Consider the following 20,870-nt stretch of genomic DNA (forward strand, 5'->3'; position numbering starts at 1 on the left):
GGAGGTGCCCATGCCGGACGAGGCGTTCCGCAAGGCGATGGTGCGGGAGTACGCGCGCTGCCTGAACGAGGGCGACGTGGAAGGCGCCCTGGACCTGTTCACCGACGACGTCGTCTTCGAGGACCCGGTCGGGCGGGAGCCGACCGTGGGCCGGGAGGCGCTCCGCAGGCACCTGGTCCTGTCGGTCGAGAACCAGGTCCACGAGACGCCCGGAGAGCCGGTGACGTCGATGTGCGGCCGGTTCGTCGTCACCCAGAGCACGGTCGTCCTGCGCACCCCGACCGTGATGAGGTTCCACATCATCGGCATCGTGGAGTTCAACGAGGAGGGCCTCGGCCACCACGTCCGGGCCTTCTGGGGCATGACCGACATGACCGTCGGCGGGGCGCGGCCCGCCGGTGCCGCGGCGGAAACCGCCCGCCCCGCGTAGGACGGTCCTGGGCGGGGGCGGACCGTCCTGCACGGGGCGGGACGTCAGGTGCCCAGCTCGCGGTCGATCAGCGCGAACATCTCGTCGGCCGTCGCCGTCTCCAGGCTCGTCTCGTCCTCGGCGGCGTCCGGCTCGGCGGCGTCGCCCGCGTACCTCCACAGGAGCGTCTGCAGCCGATCGGCCAGGCCGCTGCGCCGCACGTCCTCGGCCGGCAGGACGGCCAGCGCCGCCTCCAGGTCGTCCAGGCGGCCGAACGCCGGAAGCGCCGCCCCGGCGCCCGCGGGCAGGACCTCGCTCAGCAGCCGTCCCGCCAGGACGTCCGGCGTCGGATGGTCGAACACCAGCGTCGCCGGCAGCCGCAGCCCGGTCGCGGACCGCAGCCGGTTGCGCAGCTCGACGGCCGCGAGCGAGTCGAACCCCAGGTCCTTGAACGGGCGCCGCGGATCGATCGCGTCCGCGCCCGCGTACCGCAGCACCGCCGCGACGTTCGCGCGCACCAGCGCCAGCAGCGCGCCGTGCCGCTCGGCCTCCGGCCGCGCCGCGAGGTCCCGGCGCAGCGCCTCGGTCACCTCGGCGGCGTCGCCGGTCTCCCGCGCGCCCCGGATCACCTCCATCGCCGCGGGCATCTCGTCGAACAGCCGCGTCCTGCGCGCCATGGTGAACAGGGACGCGAAGCGCTGCCACGCGACGTCGGCCACGACGACGTGCGGGTCGTCGCGCTGCATGATCCGGTGCAGGGCGGCGAACGCGAGCCGCAGGTCCAGCGGCACGATCCCCTGCCGCCGGGCGCTCTCGACGTGCGGGCGCGCCCGCCCGGCCTCCTCCTCGCCGTCGTCCGGCATGTCCCACATGCCCCAGGCAACGGAGACGGCGTGCACGCCTTCGGCCCGGCGCCGCTGCGCCCAGGCGTCCAGATGCGCGATCGCGGCGGCGTACGCGCCGTGGTCCCGGCTGCCCCAGACGGCGGCGATCGAGGAGAAGTAGACGATGGTGTCGCCGGGGCCCAGGCCGCAGCTCTCCTCCACCTCGAAGGCACCGCCCGTTCCGGCGCGGACCGTCTCGGCCAGCGCGGACGGGGACGTCCCGGCGAGCGGCGCCAGCTCGTCCGACGCCGACGCGTGCACGAGCGTCCCGATGCCGGCATCGGCCGGAACCGCGTCGACGACCGTCACGCCCGGCGCCTCGGACGCCTTCGTCCCAGCGCGGTCGAGCAGGAACACGCGCTCCGCGCCCCGCTCCGCCATCCACCGCGCGACGTGCATGGCGGGCCCGTCCGCGGCCCCGGTGACGAGCACGGCGCCGCGCGGACGCCAGTCGGGGGGCGGCGGGCCGGCTCCGGCCGGGTCCTCCACGAGCCGGCGCACGAACACGCCGGCGGGCCGCAGCGCCACCTCGTCCTCGCCGTCCCCGGCGGCCCCGCCGTCCTCGCGGACGAGTGCGGCGTGCAGGTGCGCCGGGTCGAGATCCTGCGGGGCGGGCGGCAGATCCAGGAGCCCGCCCCAGACGGCCGGATGTTCGAGGGCCGCCACCCGGCCGAGCCCCCAGACCCGCGCCTGGACGGGACGCTCCGGGCCGCCGTCGTCGCCGCCGACGGCGACCGCGCCGCGCGTCAACGCCCACAGCGGCGCCCGCAGTTCCGCGTCGACCAGGGCCTGGAGAAGGGTGAGGGTGCCGGTGAGCCCGGGAGGGCCGCCGCCGTGGGCGTCGTCCTCGCGCTCGTCGAGGGCGAGCAGCGACACCACGCCCGTCGGCGGCGCCTCCTCGGCGGCCATCGCGTCGAGCGCGGCGCGGAGCGCGGCCCGGTCGGTGTCCGGGTCGACGTCGAGGTGGCGCACCAGGCCGCCGCCGTCCTCCAGCGCGGCCGCGCACGCCTCCGCCCATTCGGCGGCGCCGTCTCGCGGCCGGACGACGAGCCACGATCCGGCCGGGACGCCGGGGCCCGGGGGCTCCGCCGCCGACGGCCGCCACTCGACGCGATACCGCCAGGAGTCGACCTCGGACCGTTCGCGCCGCTCCCGCCGCCACCGGGACAGGACCGGAAGCGTCGCGTCGAGCGACGCCCTGGGCTCGCCGGCACCGGCGACGCCGAGCGCGCCCGCGAAGTCGTCCGCGTCCCCGTGCTCGACGGCCGCCCAGAACCGTGCCTCCTCCTCGTCCTCCGGCCCGGCGGCGGAGAGGGGCGGCGCGACCTCCGGCAGCCAGTACCGCTCGTGCTGGAACGGGTAGGTGGGGAGGTCGGTGGTCCGGGGCGGCGGGTCGGCGGGGAACCAGGAAGTCCAGTCGATGGGGGTGCCGGTGGTGTGGGCGTGGGCGAGTGCGTGCGCGATCTGCGCCAGGTCGCCGTGGTCGCGGCGCAGGGTGGCGATGGCGGTGGCAGGGGTGCCGGCGTGCTCGAAGCACTCCTCGATGCCGGGCGTCTGGACGGGGTGGGGGCTGACCTCGATGAACAGGCGGTGGCCGTCGGTGAGGAGGGTGGTGATGGTGTCGGCGAAGCGGACGGGGTGGCGCAGGTTGGTGGTCCAGTATTGGGTGTCGAGGGTGGTGGTGTCGTGGGGTGTGGTGGTGACGGTGGAGTAGAACGTCACCCGCGCTGTCTGGGGTGTGATGTCGGCGAGGGTTCGGGTGAGTTGGTCGGTGATCTGGTCGATCTGGGGTCCGTGGGAGGCGTAGTCGACGTCGATGGTGCGGGCGCGCAGCCCTTGCTCTTCGGCTGCCGCTACGGCGGCGGCGATGTGGTCGGGTGGGCCGGAGATGACGGTGGTGGATGGGCTGTTGATCGCGGCGACCGTCACGTCCGGGAAGTCGGTGAGCAGTTCGGTGGCGCGTTCTTCGCCGATGCTCAGGGAGGCCATCGCGCCCTGTCCGGACAGTTGCCGTAGGGCTTTGCTGCGTAGTGCGACGACTTTGGCGGCGTCGTCGAGGGTGAGTGCTCCGGCGACGCAGGCGGCGGCGATTTCGCCTTGGCTGTGTCCGACGACGGCGGCGGGGGTGACGCCGTGGTCGGCCCACACGGCGGCCAGCGAGACCATGACCGCCCATAGGACGGGCTGCACGACGTCCACGCGCGACAACTCGGAACCGTCACCGCGCAGCACTTCGGTCAGTGACCAGTCCACGTGCGGGTTGAGGGCTTGTTCGCACTCGGCGATCCGGGAGGCGAACACCGGCGACTCATCCAGCAGCCGCGCGCCCATCCCGGCCCACTGCGAACCCTGCCCGGGAAACACCAGCACCGGGCCGACGCTCGCGGTGCGCGCCTCACCCACCACCACGTCCGGATGCGGCACATCCTCGGCGAGGGCGTCCAGCCCGGCCGCCGGGTCCTCCCCCAGGATCACCGCCCGATGCTCGAACAGGGGCCGGGTCTTCAGCAGCGACCAGCCCACCTCGACGGGATCGGCGGTCACGCGCTCCCGCAGCCTGCGGGCCTGGTCCCGCAGGGCGGCGTGGCTGCGCGCCGACAGCACCCACGGCACCGCACCGGGTACCCGGGGGGCGTCCTCGACCGGCTCGGGCTCCTCGGGGGCCTGCTCGACGATCATGTGCGCGTTCGTGCCGGAGATGCCGAAGGACGACACGCCCGCCCGGCGCGGACGACCGGTGTCCGGCCACTCTCTGCCCTCGGTCAGCAGGCGCAGCCCGCCGTCGTCCCAGTCCACGTATCCGGAGGGCTCGTCGATGTGCAGCGAGGCGGGCAGGACGCCGTGCCGCATCGCCAGCACCATCTTCATGACCCCCGCGACGCCCGCCGCCGCCTGGGTGTGCCCGATGTTGGACTTGACCGAGCCCAGCCAGAGCGGCCGGTCCTGGGGCCGGCCCTGCCCGTAGGCGGCGAGGAGGGCCTGCGCCTCGATCGGGTCGCCCAGCGTCGTCCCCGTGCCGTGCGCCTCCACCGCGTCCACGTCGGAGGCGTTGAGGCGGGCGTTCTCCAGGGCCCGGCGGATCACCCTTTCCTGGGCGGCGTCGCTGGGCGCGGTGAGGCCGTTGCTGGCGCCGTCCTGGTTGACGGCCGAACCCCGGATCACCGCCAGCACGCGATGGCCGTTGCGGCGCGCGTCCGAGAGGCGCTCCAGCAGCACCAGGCCGACACCCTCGGAGAAGCCTGTGCCGTCCGCCGCCGCCGCGAACGCCTTGCAGCGGCCGTCCGGGGCCAGGCCCCGCTGCCGGGAGAAGTCCACGAACGCGGTCGGTGTCGCCAGCACGGTGACGCCGCCCGCCATGGCGAGGTCGCATTCGTCCCGGCGCAGCGCGGCGCAGGCCAGGTGCATGGCGACCAGCGAGGACGAGCACGCGGTGTCCACCGTCACGGCCGGGCCCTCCAGCCCGAGCGTGTAGGCGACCCTGCCCGATATGACGCTGGCGAGGCTGCCCGTGGCGATGTAGCCCTCGATCTCGCCGGGCGTCCCGGCCCCGGTGTGGTAGTCCTGGCTGGAGATCCCGGCGAAGACGCCGACCCCGGTGCCCCGCACGGAGTTCGGGTCGACCCCGGCCCGTTCCAGCAGTTCCCACGCGGTCTCCAGCAGGACGCGCTGCTGCGGTTCCATGGCCAGGGCCTCGCGCGGGCTGATGCCGAAGAACGCGGCGTCGAACCCGGCGGGGTCGTCCAGGAACCCGCCGCGCCGCACATAGGTGGTGCCGGGGTTGTCGGGGGCCGGATGGAACAGCCGGTCCAGGTCCCAGCCCCGGTCGGACGGGAAATCGCCGATCCCGTCCCGCCCCGAGGACACCATCTCCCACAGGTCCTCGGGAGAGTTCACTCCGCCGGGAAGGCGGCAGGCCATGCTCACCACCGCCACCGGCTCCCGGGACCGCTCCTCCACCTCGCGCAGGCGCTGACGCGTCCGGCCGAGGTCCCGGGTGACGCGCTTGAGGTATTGGCGGAGCTTGTCTTCGGTGTCGGACATCAGTCCTCGCTTCCCGTGGAGGATCCGAGTTCCCGGTCGATGAGCGCGAACATGTCGTCGTCGGACGCCGAGTCGAGCGCGCCGTCGTCGACGGCGGTGGCGCCATCGGCGGAGTCGCCCAGCCGCCACAGCAGGCCCTCCAGGCGCTTGGCGAGGCGGGTCCGCGCGTCCCCGTCCGGGGCGAACCGGTCGATCAGCGCCTCCAGCCGGTCCACCTCGCCGAAGACGGGGGCGGACGGGTCCGCTTCGGCCGGGGCCAGCCGCTCGCGCAGATGGTCGGCGATGGCCGCCGGGGACGGGTAGGTGAACGCGAGCGCGGCGGGCAGCCGCAGGCCGGTGGCCGCCGACAGCCGGTTGCGCAGTTCCACGGCGGTGAGGGAGTCGAAACCGAGATCCTTCAACTGGGTGCCGGCGCTCAGCGCGTCCGGGTCGGCGTGCCCGAGGACGGCCGCGGCGTGCGTCCGCACGAGGCCGAGGAGCAGGCCGAGCTGCTCGTCCGCCGGCCGGCCGGCGAGCTGCCCGGCCCAGTCGACCCGCCGGTGCCCGTTGGCGGCGGCCCGGCGGGCGTCGCCGCCGTCCGGCGCCAGCGCACGCAGCAGGGGCGGCAGGACGTCGGCGGGCACCCCGGCGACGTCCAGGTCGGACGCGACGAGGTGCGCCCTCCCGTCCTCGAACGCGGCGTCCAGGAGCGCCAGTCCCCGCTCGTCGCTGAGCGGAGTGATCCCGCTGCTCCTCATGCGATGCAGGTCGGTGTCGCTGAGTTCGCCGGTGATCCCGCTGGCCGACTCCCACAGCCCCCAGGCGATGGACTGGCCCGGCAGCCCCGCCGCGCGCCGCCGGGCGATGAGGGCGTCGCAGTAGGCGTTGGCGGCGGCGTAGTTGGCCTGGCCTGGGCTGCCGGTGGTGCCGGCGGCTGAGGAGAAGACGGTGAAGAAGGCGAGCCGGTGATCGGTGGTGGCGGCGTCGAGATTGGCGGCCCCGTCTGCTTTGACCTTCCAGACCTCGGTCATCTGCCGGGGGGTGAGGTCGGTGATCAGGCCGTCGTCGATGACGCCCGCGGCATGGATCACCCCGGTGAGGGGGTGGTCGGGGTCGATGCCCTCGATCAGGTCACCGACGGCGTCGGGGTCGCCGATGTCGGCGGCCTCGATACGGACATCGGCCGGGATCTGGTCTGCGAGCTCGGCCGCGCCGGGCGCGTCCGGGCCGCGTCGGCTGACCAGCAGCAGGTGCCGGGCGCCCCAGGCGCGGGCCAGGTGGTGGGCGGTCAGAGCGCCCAGGGTTCCGGTGCCACCGGTGATCAACACCGTGCCGTCGGGGTCGAACGCGGCCGGTATGTCCAGTACCAGCTTGCCGGTGTGGCGGGCCTGGCTCATGAACCGCAGCGCCTCCCGCGCCCGCCCCAACGGCCACGCCTGCACCGGCAACGCCTCCAACCCCCCGGACACAAACAACTCCCGCAGTTCGGCCAGCATCGACTCGATCCGCTCGGGCGGGACATCGCCCGCCAGATCGAACGCCCGATACCAAACCCCGGGATCGGAGCGGATGTCGGTCTTGCCCATCTCCAGGAACCGGCCGCCCCCGGCCAGCAACCGCAACGACGCATCAGTGAACTCACCGGCCAGACTGTTGAGCACCACATCCACACCCCGGCCACCGGTCGCGGCACGGAAGGCATCCTCAAAGTCCAGATCGCGAGACGAGGCACGATGCGCCTCATCGATGCCCATCTCCTCCAGCAAAACGTGCTTGCCGGGACTGGCCGTCGCATACACCTCCGCGCCCAGATGGCCAGCGATCTGCACCGCGGCCCGCCCCACACCACCGGTCGCAGCATGAACCAACACGGTCTGACCCGGACCCAACTCAGCCAGATCCACCAGACCGAACCAAGCCGTCAGGAACGCCACACCCACACCGGCAGCCTGCCCGAAGCTCCAGCCCTCAGGCATCGGCACGACCGAGCGGGCGTCCGCGACCGCGACCGGGCCGAACGCGCCACCGAACACCCCCATCACCCGATCACCCGGTGCCAGACCCGTGACGTCCGGCCCGACCTCGGTGACCACACCGGCACCCTCACCACCGATCCCACCAAACCCAGGAACCATGCCCAGGCCGATCAACACATCCCGGAAATTCACACCAGCCGCATACACATCGATGCGCACCTGACCAGCAGCAAGCGGCCCCAACACCTCAGGACACCCCGCCACCGACACATCATCAAGCGTCGACACCTCATCAGCGACCAACCGCCACGCCCGCTCACCCACCGGACCCGCGAGCTCCCGCGGCACACCCGCACGCACCAGACGCGGAACCAGCACCCCACCATCCCGCACCGCCACCTGCGGCTCGACCGCATACCGGGCCACATCGCCGGTGTCCGTCTCCTCGTCGAGGTCAACCAGGACGAAACGGCCTGGATGCTCCGCCTGGGCGCTGCGCACCAGACCCCACACCGCCGCACCGTCCGGATCGGGAGACTCCCCAACCGCACCGCGCGTGACGATCGCGAGCCGGTGATCGCCGTCGGAACCGGGGCCGGTCAGCCGGTCCCGGACGCTTCGCAGCGCCTCGTCCACGTTCCCCGGCTCCACGACCTCGACATCGTCCGGGGACGCGGCGATTGGGTCCGGGGCGGGCGTCCACTCGACGGCGAACAGGCCGTCGACGGCACGGGAACGGGTGCGGAACTGCCGTGGGTCGGCCGGGCGCAGCACGAGTTGCTCGACGCGGAGCACGGGCGATCCGGCGGCGTCGGTCACCGTCATCGCGAGCCCGTCCGGTTCGACGGGGGTCAGCCTGACCCGCACGCTCCGCGCCTCCTTCGCCCACAGCGAGACGCCGCCCCAGACGAACGGAAGCCGGGCGCCGTCGCCGTCCGTCCCGCGGGCCAGCAGCGCCGGGTGCAGCGCGGCGTCCAGCAGCGCCGGGTGGAGGCCGAATCCGGCGGGATCCCCGGCCTCCTCGGGCAGGACGATCTCGCCGAGGAGGTCCGTGCCGTCCCGCCAGGCCGCCCGCATGCCGTGGAACGCGGGCCCGTACTCGTAACCGGCGGCGGCGACGCGTTCGTAGAAGCCGTCCACCGGCAGCGGTTCGGCGCCCGCCGGGGGCCATTGGCCGCCGAGCATGTCCGGTGCGCCGGCGGGCTCCGGCGTGAGGACGCCTTCGGCGTGGGGAACCCATTCGTCGCCGGGACGCGAGAAGATCCGCATCGCCCGTCGCCCGTCGTCCCCGGCCCGGCTCACCACGATCTGGACGGGGAGGCTGCCCGAGCCGGGGAGCACCAGCGGCGCCTGGAGGGTCAGCTCCTCCACGCCCGCGCAGCCCGCCTCGTCGGCCGCCCGCAGGGCCCACTCGATGAGGACGGTCCCCGGCAGGAGGACGGTGCCGAGGACGCGGTGGTCGCCGAGCCAGCCCGCGTTCCCGGTGCCGGGCAGCCGGCCGGTCAGGACGTGCGTGTCCGCGTCCGCGAGCCGCATCGCCGCGCCGAGGAGCGGATGCCGGGCCGGTTCCAGGCCGAGGCCGGTGGCGTCTCCGGTCCCGCGCGCGGCGGCCAGCCAGTAGGTGCGGCGCTGGAAGGCGTAGGTGGGCAGGTCGACGACGCGCGGCCGGGGGTCGGCCGGGAACCAGGGGCTCCAGTCCACGTCCAGCCCGCCGGTGTGCAGGCGTCCCAGGGCCTGCCCGAAGGCGACGGCGTCGGGCTTGTCGCCGTTCAGCGCGGCGAGGGCGGGCGCGTCGTCCGCGATGTGCTGCGTGGCCGTGGCCAGGACGGGTCCGGGGCCGAGTTCCAGGAAGGCACCGGCGCGATCGGCGAGGTGGGTGATGGCCGGGTGGAACCGCACCGGCTCACGCACCTGCCGCACCCAGTACTCCGGCGAGGCGATCCCGCTCCCCGCCGGTTCCCCCGTCAACGTACTGACCAGCGGAACCACCGGCTCACCGAAGGAGACGTCGCCGAGCGCGGCGGCGAACTCCTCCAGCATCGGCTCCATCAGCACCGAGTGGAACGCATGACTGACCGTCAGCCGCCTGGTCTTGCGGCCTCGCTCCCGCCAGGACGTCCCGACCTGGGCGACCAGATCCTCCGGACCCGACACCACCGAGCTGTCAGCGGTGTTGAACGATGCGATGCCCACCCCGTCGGGCAGGGTCCCGTCGAGTTCGTCCGCTCCGGCCTGGACCGCGACCATGGCGCCGCCGGCGGGGAGGGCGCCCATCAGCGTGGCTCGGGCGGCCACCAGCCGGCACGCGCCGGGCAGGTCGAGGACCCCGGCCACATGCGCGGCGGCGACCTCGCCGATCGAGTGGCCGACGACCGCGTCCGGCCGGACGCCCATGCCGGTCAGCAGCCGCGCCAGACCGATCTGCAGCGCGAACAGTCCCGCCTGCGCGTACGTGGTGTGGTCGATGACGTCGGGGGTACCGGCCAGGACGACCGACGCGAGGTCATGGTCCAGATGCGGGTTCAGCAGTTCGCACACCTCGTCGAACGCTTCGGCGAATACCGGGAACCGCTCGTACAGGCCCGCGCCCATCCCCGCGCGCTGGCTACCCTGGCCGCTGAACAGCCAGACCAGGTCGCCGCCGATCCGCGCCACCGGACCGCCGTCCTCGGCTCCGGCGGCGTCCAGGCCCGCCAGCAGCTCACCGGACGAGGAGCCCACCGCCACCAGCCGATGCTCGAACAGCGACCGCGTCGTGAGCAGCGACCAGCCGACATCGGCCGGGGACGCCTCCGGCGCGGCGGCGGCGAACTCCTTCAGCTTCGCAGCCTGCGCGCGCAGCCCCTCGGCGCTGCGCGCCGACACCACCCACGGCACCGCGCCGACCGGCTCGGCCTCGGCCGCCGGAGCGGGCGGGTCGCCCTCCTCGACGATCACGTGCGCGTTCGTCCCCGAGGCGCCGAACGAGGACACGCCCGCCCGGCGCGGCCGGCCGCCCGCCGGCCAGTCCCGCGCCTCGGTCAGCAGCCGCACCGCGCCCGCCGACCAGTCCACGTGCGGGGTCGGCTCGTCGATGTGCAGGGACGGCGGCAGGACGCCGTTCCGCATCGCCGCCACCATCTTGATCACCCCGGCGGCGCCCGCGGCCGCCTGGGTGTGCCCGATGTTGGACTTGACCGACCCCAGCCACAGCGGCCGGTCCGGCGAACGGTCCCGCCCGTAGGTCGCCAGCACCGCCTGCGCCTCGATCGGGTCGCCCAGCGTCGTCCCCGTGCCGTGCCCCTCCACCGCGTCGACGTCGGACGTGCCGAGCCCGGCGGACGCGAGCGCCGCCCCGATCACCCGCTCCTGCGAGGGGCCGTTGGGCGCGGTGAAGCCGTTGCTCGCCCCGTCCTGGTTGACCGCCGAACCCCGGATCGTCGCCAGCACCCGGTGGCCGTTGCGGCGCGCGTCCGTCAGGCGCTCCAGCAGCAGGAGCCCGACGCCCTCGCCCCAGCCCGTCCCGTCGGCGGACGCGGCGAACGACTTGCAGCGGCCGTCCCGGGCCAGGCCGCGCTGCCGGGAGAATCCCGGGAACAGCCCCGGGGTCGCCATGACGGTGACGCCGCCCGCGAGGGCGAGGTCGCACTCGCCCTGCCGCAGCGCGTTGCAGGCGAGGTGCATCGCGACCAGCGACGACGAGCACGCGGTGTCCACCGTCAGCGCCGGGCCCTCCAGGCCGAGGGTGTAGGCGACCCGGCCGGAGATCGCGCTGCCCGTCCCGGGCATCACGTGGCCTTCGAGCCTGGCGTCGCCGTCGGCCGCGCCGTTGGCGTAGTCGTGGTACATGACGCCCGTGTACACGCCGGTCGGCGTGCCGCCGAGGCCGCCGGGGTCGATGCCCGCCCGCTCGAACGTCTCCCAGGCGGCCTCCATGAGGAGCCGCTGCTGCGGGTCGGCCGCCAGCGCCTCCCGGGGGCTGATCCCGAAGAACGCGGCGTCGAACTCCCCCGCCTCGTACAGGAACCCGCCCTCGCGGGTGTGGCTGCTCCCCGGCCGGCCCGGGTCGGGGGCGAAGAGCCGGTCCAGGTCCCAGCCGCGGTTCGACGGGAACTCCCCGATCGCGTCGCGGCCCGTGGACACCAGCTCCCACAGGTCCTCCGGGGAGCGCACGCCGCCCGGATACCGGCACGCCATCGCCACGATCGCCACCGGATCGTCCGCCCGCGCCGCCGCCCGCGCCGGGACGACCGGGGCCCGCACGCCGTCCAGCCGGGTGCCCAGGTACCGGGCCAGCGCGCGCGGGGTCGGATGGTCGAACGCCAGCGTCGCCGGCAGGCGCAGCCCGGTGGCGGCGGCGAGCTTGTTGCGCAGCCCCACGACCGTCAGCGAGTCGAACCCGAGCTCCTCGAAGTTGGCGTCCGGGCGCACGTCGTCCGGCGAGGCGTGGCCGAGGACGGTCGCGACGTGCTCCCGGACGAGGCCCGCGAGCACCTCGGCGCGCGCCCCGGCGTCCAGCCCCGCCAGCCGCGCGGCCAGCGCGGGCGCGCCGCCGCCGGACGCCGCCCGCCGCCGGGTGCGCCCCACCCGGCCGCGCAGGGCCGGGGGCAGCTCCTCGGCGGGGACGCCCGCCACGGCGATGTCGGCGGCCACGACCACGGGCTCGCCGAGCCGCCGGGCCGCGTCCAGCAGGGCCAGGCCGCGCTCGGCCGGCAGCGGGCGCACGCCGCGCAGCCGGGCCAGGTCGGCGGCGGTCAGCCCGGCGCTCATCCCGCCGGCGTCCCACGGCCCCCAGGCCACGGCCATGCCCGGCAGGCCGGCGTCGCGGCGGCGGACCATCAGCGCGTCGCAGAACGCGTTGGCCGCCGCGTACCCGGCCTGCCCCGCGTTCCCCAGCGTCCCGGCCGCCGAGGAGAAGACCCAGAAGAACTCCAGCGGAAGATCGCGGGTCAGCATGTGCAGGTTCCACGCGCCGAGCGCCTTCGGCCGCCACACGCGCTCCAGCCGCTCGGGCGTGTGGGACGTGAGGACCGCGTCGTCGAGCGTCCCGGCGGCGTGGACGACGCCGGTGACGGGATGCTCGGCGGGGACGCCCGCCAGCGCCCGTGCCAGCGCCTCCCCGTCGGCGACGTCGACGGACGCGACGTCCACCCGCGCGCCCAGCCCGGCCAGCCGCTCGGCGAGGTCCGCCGCGCCGGGCGCCCCGATGCCCCGCCGCGAGAGCAGCAGCACGCGCCGCGCCCCGTGCCGCCGGACGAGATGCTCGGCCACGAGCCCGCCGAGCGATCCCGTGCCGCCGGTCACCAGCACGGTCCCGTCCCCGCCGAGCGCCGGGACCTCGCCGGGGTCGCCGGCCGCCCGGACGAGGCGGGGCACCAGGACCCGCCCGTCCCGCACCCGCACCTGCTCCTCGCCCGCGCCCAGCGCCAGCCGGACCGCGTCCGCCGGGCCGACGTCGGCCTCGCCGGCGGCGTCCACGAGCAGGAAGCGGTCGGGGTGCTCGGCCTGAGCGCTGCGGACCAGGCCCCAGACTCCGGCCTCCGCGAGGCCGCCCCGCATGACGAACGCGAGGCGGACGCCGGCCAGCCGCGGCTCGGCCAGCCACGCCATCGCCGTTTCGAGGACGCGTTCCACCGCGGCCCGGCCGGCGCCGGCGGCGTCGTCGCCCTCGGCGCCGCCGACCTCGACCGGCAGCACCGACGAGGGCGGGGGCTCGGCCTGGAGCGCCGCCTCGACCAGGCGCGGGCCCACCGGCCCGGGGTCGAGGACGGCGACCGGCTCGGCGTCGTCGCCCGGGGCGGCGGGCGTCCAGTCCAAGGTGAACAGGCCATGGGCGGTGCTCTGAAGGGCGGCCTGGAACCGGCGGGCCTCCACCGGGCGCATCCACAGCTCGTCCACGCCCAGCACGGGCCGGCCCGCCGGGTCGGCCAGCAGCAGGCGCAGGGTCCGCCGGTCGCCGTCGTCGCCCGGTGAGAGGCGCACGCGCACGGTGGTGGCGCCGGTCGCGTGCAGCGACACACCGTGCCAGTCGAACGGGATCCAGACCGTGCCGTCGCCGTCCTCGCCGTCGGCGCCCTCGGCGCGCTCGCCGGAGCGGCCGGCGAGCAGCGCCGTGTGCAGGGCCGCGTCGAGCAGGACCGGGTGGACGGTGAAGCCGTCCTCGTCCCCGGCCTCCTTGGGCAGGTCCACCTCCGCCAGCAGGTCGTCCCCCTGCCGCCAGGCCGCGCGCACGGCACGGAAGGCGGGGCCGTACTCGTACCCGGCCGCGGCGGCGCGCTCGTACAGGCCGTCGACGTCGAGCGGCTCGGCGCCCGGCGGCGGCCACGCCTCGGGCGGGACGCCGGCGGGCGTGGACCGCGGGACGAGGGCGCCCGAGGCGTGGCACTCCCAGGCTTCGGCGTTCTCGTCGTCGGGCCTGGAGTAGACGTGGAGCTCGCGGCGGCCGTCGCCGTCCGCCGCGCCCACGGCGACCTGGACGCGCACTCCGCCCGAGGGCGGCAGCACGAGCGGCGCCCGCAGCGTCAGGTCGTCCACGGTCGCGCAACCGGCGCCGTCGGCGGCGCGCAGCGCCCATTCGACGAAGACCGCGCCGGCCACGACGGCCGTCCCCGCCACCACGTGGTCGCCCAGCCACGAGCCGGCGGAGCCGTCGAGGCGGCCGGTCAGCAGGAAGGCGTCGCCCTCGGCCAGCTCCACCGCGGCTCCCAGCAGGGGGTGCCCGGCGGGGGTGAGGCCGAGGCCCGCCGCGTCGCGGTCCCCGCGCCACTCCGACGGCCAGAACCGCCGCCGCTGGAAGGCGTAGGTGGGCAGGTCGACGACGCGGGGGGCCGGGTCGGCGGGGAACCAGGGGCTCCAGTCCACGTCGGTCCCGGCGGCGTGCAGGTACCCGAGGGCGCGCCCGAACGCGACGGCGTCGGGGTGCTCGCCGTCGAGGACGGCCACGGCGGCGGCGTCGTCCACCGTGTGCTGGACGGCGGTGGCCAGCACCGGGTCGGGTCCCAGTTCGACGAACGTCCCGGCCCGGTCGGCCACCTCGGCGACGGCCGGTTGGAACCGCACCGGCTCGCGCACCTGCCGCACCCAGTAGGCGGGGCCGGCGATCCGCGCGTCCGCCGCCTGGCCCGTCACGTTGCAGATCAGCGGGATCGACGGTTCGGCGAACGCCAGCCCGCCGATCGCCTCGGCGAACTCGTCCAGCATCGGCTCCATCAGCGCCGAGTGGAAGGCGTGGCTGACCCGCAGGCGCCTGGTCTTGCGTCCCCGCTCGCGCCACTCCGCCTCAAGCCGGGCCACCGGTTCGGCCGGCCCGGAGATCACCGTGCCGTCCGGCGTGTTCAGCGCCGCCACGCTCACCCCGTCGGGGACCGTCACCTCGTCGGCACTCGCCTGGAGGGCCGCCATGGCGCCCCCGGCGGGCAGCCGGCCCATCAGGGTCGCGCGCGCCCCCACCAGCCGGCACGCGTCCGCCAGGTCGAACACTCCGGCCACATGCGCCGCGGCGACCTCGCCGATCGAATGTCCGATGACCGCGTCCGGCCGGACGCCCATGCTGGTCAGCAGGCGCGCCAGGCTCACCTCGACGGCGAACAGGGCGGACTGGGCGTAGGTGGTGTGGTCCAGCACCTCGGCCGGTCCCTCGAACACCACCTGTCTCAACGGGTGCTCAAGGTAGGGGTCCAGCAGCCCGCACACCTCGTCGAACGTCTCGGCGAACACCGGGAACCGCTCGTACAGCCCCGCACCCATCCCCACACGCTGGCTGCCCTGACCACTGAACAACCACACCGACCCACCCTCCACCGGCTCCACCGGATCGGCAGCCTCCAGCCCCGCCACCAACTCCCCACACGACGAACCCACCGCCACCAGGCGGTGCTCGAACAACGACCGCGCCCTCAGCAACGACCAACCCACATCAACCACAGACGCCCCGGATGCGGCGGCGAACTCCTTCAACCTCACCGCCTGCGCCCGCAGCGCCTCGGCGCCGCGCGCCGACACCACCCACGGCACCACACCCACCGGATCACACCGCCCGGCTTCAGGCTCGGCCTCCTCGGCGGCCTCCTCCACGATCACGTGCGCGTTCGTCCCGGAGATGCCGAAGGAGGAAACGCCCGCGCGCAGCGGCCGGCCCGTCCGCGGCCACTCCCGGGCCTCGGTCAGCAGCCGCACCGTGCCGGCGGACCAGTCCACGTGAGGCGTGGGGTCCGCGGCGTGCAGCGTGGGCGGCAGGACGCCGCGCCGGAGCGCCATGATCATCTTGATCAGCCCGGCCACGCCCGCCGCTCCCTGCGTGTGCCCGATGTTCGACTTGACCGACCCGAGCCACAGCGGACGGTCCTCAGGGCGGTTCCGGCCGTAGGTCGCGAGGAGCGCGTCGGCCTCGATCGGGTCGCCGAGCGGCGTGCCGGTGCCGTGCGCCTCCACCGCGTCCACCTCGGACGGGGACAGCCGCGCGCTTGCCAGCGCCTGCCGGATCACCCGCTGCTGGGACGGGCCGTTGGGCGCGGTGAAGCCGTTGCTGGCGCCGTCCTGGTTGACGGCCGAGCCCCGGATCAGCGCCAGCACACGATGCCCGTTGCGGCGCGCGTCCGACAGGCGCTCCAGCAGCAGGAGCCCGACGCCCTCGCCCCAGCCCGTCCCGTCGGCGGACGCGGCGAACGGCTTGCAGCGGCCGTCCGGCGCCAGGCCGCGCTGCCGCGAGAACCCGGTGAACACCTCGGGCGTCGGCATCACCGTCACGCCGCCCGCCATGGCGAGCGAGCAGTCGCCCTGCCGCAGCGCCTGCGCCGCCAGGTGGGTCGCCGCCAGCGACGAGGAGCACGCCGTCTCGACCGTCAGCGCCGGGCCTTCGAGCCCGAGCGTGTAGGCGATCCGCCCGGACAGGACGCTCGGGGCGTTGCCGGCGTAGCCCTCGGTCGCGCCGTCCCCGCGCGCCCCGTTCCCGGTGGTCGCCGTGCCCACGTACACCCCGGTCGCGGTGCCCTTCAGCGAGGCGGGGTCGACCCCGGCCCGCTCCAGCAGCTCCCACGCCGTCTCCAGCAGCACGCGCTGCTGCGGGTTGGCGTCGAGGGCCTCGCGCGGGCTGATCCCGAAGAACGCGGCGTCGAACCGGTCGGCGTCGTGGAGGAAGCCGCCTTCGCGCACGTAGCACGTGCCGGGGTGATCGGGGTCCGGGTGGTAGAGGCCGTCCAGGTCCCAGCCGCGGTTGGACGGGAACGCGCCGATCGCGTCCCGCCCCGAGGCCACCAGGTCCCACAGGTCCTCCGGCGAGCGCACGCCGCCGGGGAACCGGCACGCCATGCCGACCACGGCCACCGGCTCGGCGTTCCGCTCCTCCGCCTCCTGGAGCCGCTGCCGCGTGTCGTGCAGGTCGGCCGCGACCCGCTTGAGGTAATCGACCAGCTGTCGTTCAGTCGCCATCCGAGGTCACCCAGCCATGAGCACGGTTCGGGACGGACCGAGCCCGCCTGCCGCGGCCCGCTCGCCCGCCCATCGTCGGCGGCGGCCCTAAAGCAGCACCAAAAGGTCACCCGCCGGCCGTGCCCGCCCGGTGGCCGGCCTCCTCGGCGAACTGGAGGACCGCCAGCAGGTCGAGGCGCCCGACCTTCAGCTTGCGGTAGACCTTCGTCAGGTGCTGCTCCACCGTGCTGACCGTGATGTACAGCTTCTCGGAGATCTCGCGGTTGGTGTGGCCCGCCGCGGCCAGCGCCGCGACCCGGAGCTCGGCGTCGCTGAGCTCGGCGACGAAGCGCAGCGGCGGCGTACCGGGCTCCGGCACGGACGGACGGTCGCCGCCGCCGTCCGCGGCACGGGCCTGGTCGAGCGTCCCGGCGCCGCACTCGCGGGCGATCGCGTGGGCCTCGCGGGTCAGGGCCCGCGCGCGTCCGGGCTCGCCGAGCAGCTCGGCGGCGCGGCCCTGGTCCTCCAGCGCGCGGGCCAGCCCGAGCCGGTCGCCGCTGCCGCGCAGCAGGTCGACGGCCTCCGCGAGCAGGGCGGGTCGCGCCCGGACGGCACGGGTCGCGGCCAGCGAGCGCAGCGCCAGCCCCCGTGCCCGCCGGTGCCCGGGGCCGAGGAGCGCGAGCTGCTCGTCCGCCAGCCGGCCGGCCTCCTCGGGCTCCCCCAGCAGCAGGCACGCCTCGATGGCGCCGGCCCGCCACGGCTCCACCGCCGGCAGGTCGATGCCCCAGTCGCCCATCAGCCGCCCGCACGCGCAGAAGTCGGAGAGGGCCGCGTGGACGCGGCCCGTGGCGAGGTGGTGGCGGCCGCGCGCGTACAGGTAGTGCGCGCCCATCCGGCACTGGAACATCGCCTCCGGCACCGGGATGTCGAGGGCCGCCTCCGCCTGCCGCGCGTCGCCCATGGCGGTCGCGGCCAGCACCCGGGCGGCCACCGGCAGGCCCACGGCCACGCCCCAGCCCTCCGGGGAGATCAGCCGCAGCGCCGCCTCGGCGTGCGTCCCGGCCGCGCGCAGGTTCCCCCGCCGGACGTGGATCAGCGCGAGCTGGGCCGCGAACAGCGCGTGCCAGGTCGGGCTGCGGCGCGTGGCGGCCTCGGCCACCAGGCCCTCGCACCAGGTGCACGCCGTGCCCAGCCTGTCGTTGTAGGTGAGGACGGCCAGCGCCGCCGTGAGCGGCACGAGCGTCCGGTGGTTCAGGCGGGACCGCTGCAGGATGCTCTCGGCCGCCGCCGGCGCCCGCCGCCGGCCGCCGAGCGCCAGGTCGGCCGCCAGCAGGTCGGCGCCCTCCAGCTCGGGGTTCAGCACCGCCGACGCCGGCTCGCCGCCGGCGGCCCCGTACCGGTGGGCCGCGTCCGGCTTGAAGAGCTGCGGGTAGAGGTAGGCGCCCCACAGCCGCGACGTGGCCAGGTCCGCGAGGGCGTCCGCCCCGTCTCCGGGCCCCGGCAGGCCGCCGGCGACGCGCAGCGCCTCGGCCACGCGTCCGTGCCAGAGCAGGTAGGTCGTGGACGCCGGCAGGTCCGTGCCCACGGCCGGGACGTCCGCCGGGTCGCCGGGCGCGGCGCGGTCGAACTCGTGCAGGCGCCGCAGGACCATCGCCGGATCGACGCGCCACTCCGCGTTCACGAGCCTGGCCGCCACCACCCGGCGCTGGTCCTCGTCGCACGCCTGGTGGGCGGCCCGCAGGTACCGGATGCCGGCGCCGACCTCGTCGCGGGTCAGGGCGTGGTCGGCCGCCTCCCGGAGGATCGGCACGACCCAGGGCGCCTCGACGCGGTCCGAGACGACGATGTGGGCCGCCACCTCCTCGGCCGGGGCCCCCTCGTCGTGCAGCAGGTCGGCGATGCGGCCGTGCGCGGTGCGGAGCGCGGACGGCGGGGTCCCGTCGAGGATGGCGGTCTGGAAGGCCCGGTGCCGAAAGCGGCCGTTCACCACCACCTCGGCGATGGTCAGCGTGTTGAGCGCCTGCAGCGTCGACGCGGCGTCCAGGTCGAGCAGCCGGCCGAGCAGCGGCACCGAGGCCGGCCGGTCCAGGACCGCCAGCTCCCGCGCCACCTCCATGATCGGCGGCTCGTACCGGTGCAGGAAGCGGAGGACGGCGCGGGCGAACGCGCCGCCGGCGGCCGGCGGGCCGGTCCGGTGGTCGTCGATCAGCGCCTGGACGAGCGGCGGGTACCCCGCGCTCGCCTCGTGGAACGCGGGCGCCAGGTCCTGCGCCGCCCGTTCGTCCAGCTGCGCGGCGAGCATCCGCGCGACGCCGGCCGCCGACAGGGGCTGCAGCCGGATCCGCCGGAAGAACGGCTCGCGGAGGAATTCGCTCTGGAGCAGCGCGCTCGCGGCCTTCGGGTGGGAGCACTCCCCGAAGACCACGTGGAGCCGCGCCGAGCGCAGCCGGCGCAGCAGGTACAGCAGGCATTGCAGCGAGGGGGCGTCGGCGTACTGCACGTCGTCGACGCCGATCACGACCGGGCGCCGCTCGACGAGTTCGCTCATGACCTCCCAGAGCCCGCGCAGGACGGGCGGGGGAACGTTCCCGGCACCGCGCGGCACGGCCTCCCCCGCGGGTGCCGCGGGCGCGCCGGCCGCCAGCCAGCGCGTCGCCCGCTCCGCGCTGCCGGCGGGCAGGTCGGGGCTGCGAAAGATCTGCTCCAGGACGCCCAGGGGCAGGGTGCGCTCGACGCGCGACGCGACGGCGCCGAGGAAGAGGGCGCCGGACTCGCTCACCGCGTCCCCGACGGCGCGCAGCAGGGTGCTCTTTCCGGTCGCCACGCCGCCGCTGATCACCACGACTTTGCCGCCTGCCTGCGCGAACGCCGCGCGCAGGCTTTTCACCGCGCGGAGTTCGCCTTCCCTTTCGATCAAATTCACCAGCGACCCCTGGACAGAGCGTCTCCACCTTGCGGACTTCCCGCAACATCGGCGGTGCCCGCGCGACGGATCGAGACGGCTTCGGAACACATCGAATACTCGCACCGGGAACTTCGGCCTGACAACGGGCACCGCGCCGGCAGGCGATGCCCGAAGTGAGAACTGGTACCCGACCTGCGGGATCGCTAATTCCACTGAGAGCGGCCCGCCGGAGTTGAATCGATTGAATTCCGCATGGCACGGCCGCACTGTCACGACATGACAAGTAAAGGGAGGTTAAAAATGCCTGGACAGACAAAATCCGGCGGGGCCTCGGACCCTAATCCGAGCCGAGGCATGACCGAATTGGGGCGGGCGGAGGCGCCCGGTACCGAGCGGGTCCCGGGCCGGGGCGAATCCTAGGAGGCGGCACGGAGGTCCAGCCGCTCGTCGGCCGTCAGGATCGCCCGCTGCAGGTCGCGCAGCGCCCGGCACGGCTCCAGGCCCAGTTCGTCCCGCAGCGTCTGGCGCGCGGACCGGTACACCTCCAGCGCGTCCGCCTGCCGCTCGGACCGGTAGAGGGCCAGCATCAGCTGGCGGTAGTAGACCTCCCGCAGCGGATTCTCGGTGACCAGCGAGTACAGCCGGCCGATCACCTCGCGGTGCCGGCCGAGCCGCAGGTAGGCCTCGGCGAGGATCTCCAGGCACTCCAGCCTCGACTCGGTCATCCAGGTCACGAAGCCCTCGATGATCGGGCCGCCGCGCTGGTCGCCGAGCACGGGCCCCCGCCACAGCCCGAGGGCGGCCTCCAGGCACGCCGCCGCCTCCTCGTGCCGCCGCTCGCGCATCAGCCGGCGCCCCCGGTCCACCGCCGCGCGGAACTGGTGGAAGTCGATCTCGTCGTCGCCCTTGCGCAGCAGGTACCCGGGCGCCCGCGTCACGACCGGGCTGCCGGTCCGGCCGGGCCGGTCGAGGAACTTGCGGACCTGCGAGATGTAGACGTGCAACCCGGCCATCGCGCGGCGGGGCGGCGCCTCGTCCCAGATCTCGGTGATGAGCTGGTCGAGCGGCACCACCTGGTCGGACCGGATCAGCAGCACGGTCAGCACGGTCTCGATCTTGCGTGCGCTGATGGCGGAGCGGTCGGCGCCGTCGACGAGACGGACCGGCCCCAGGACCTCATATCTCACGATCTCCTCCTCAAGGCGGACCCGCCGTCGGGCACGGCTCCGCCGCCAGGACCGCGTACGTCCCGATGGTGTGTCGAGAGAAGGGCGATCGGTACCCGTAATCGG

Annotated in this window: 5 protein-coding genes; 1 reads left to right on the top strand and 4 read right to left on the bottom strand. The window is 75.1% G+C overall.

Translation table 11 applies throughout. From position 1 onward, the window contains the following. Positions 1 to 10: 10 nt before the first annotated feature. Positions 11 to 430, top strand: coding sequence for a nuclear transport factor 2 family protein (locus tag SM611_RS04715; RefSeq protein ID WP_371947562.1), 420 nt, complete (start codon positions 11 to 13; stop codon positions 428 to 430). 44 nt (positions 431 to 474) lie between these two features. On the opposite strand, the gene SM611_RS04720 is transcribed toward SM611_RS04715, so the two are convergent. From SM611_RS04720 to SM611_RS04735, 4 genes are all read right to left on the bottom strand, one after another. Then, positions 475 to 5,334, bottom strand: coding sequence for a type I polyketide synthase (locus SM611_RS04720; protein ID WP_371947563.1), 4,860 nt, complete (start codon positions 5,332 to 5,334; stop codon positions 475 to 477). Beyond that, on the bottom strand, positions 5,334 to 16,694 hold the full coding sequence (locus SM611_RS04725) for an SDR family NAD(P)-dependent oxidoreductase (protein WP_371947564.1): 11,361 nt from the start codon (positions 16,692 to 16,694) through the stop codon (positions 5,334 to 5,336). Before SM611_RS04725 ends, SM611_RS04720 begins: the two co-directional genes overlap by 1 nt. A gap of 106 nt (positions 16,695 to 16,800) precedes the next feature. Continuing rightward, positions 16,801 to 19,596 (bottom strand): helix-turn-helix transcriptional regulator, encoded by a 2,796-nt coding sequence (locus SM611_RS04730; RefSeq protein WP_371947565.1) that lies wholly within the window; start codon positions 19,594 to 19,596, stop codon positions 16,801 to 16,803. Positions 19,597 to 19,994: 398 nt separating this feature from the next. Continuing rightward, positions 19,995 to 20,765, bottom strand: coding sequence for an AfsR/SARP family transcriptional regulator (locus SM611_RS04735; RefSeq protein ID WP_371947566.1), 771 nt, complete (start codon positions 20,763 to 20,765; stop codon positions 19,995 to 19,997). Between the last annotated feature and the right edge of the window lie 105 nt (positions 20,766 to 20,870).

The organism is Actinomadura monticuli (assembly GCF_041463655.1).
GTDB classification, from domain to species: Bacteria; Actinomycetota; Actinomycetes; order Streptosporangiales; family Streptosporangiaceae; genus Spirillospora; species Spirillospora monticuli.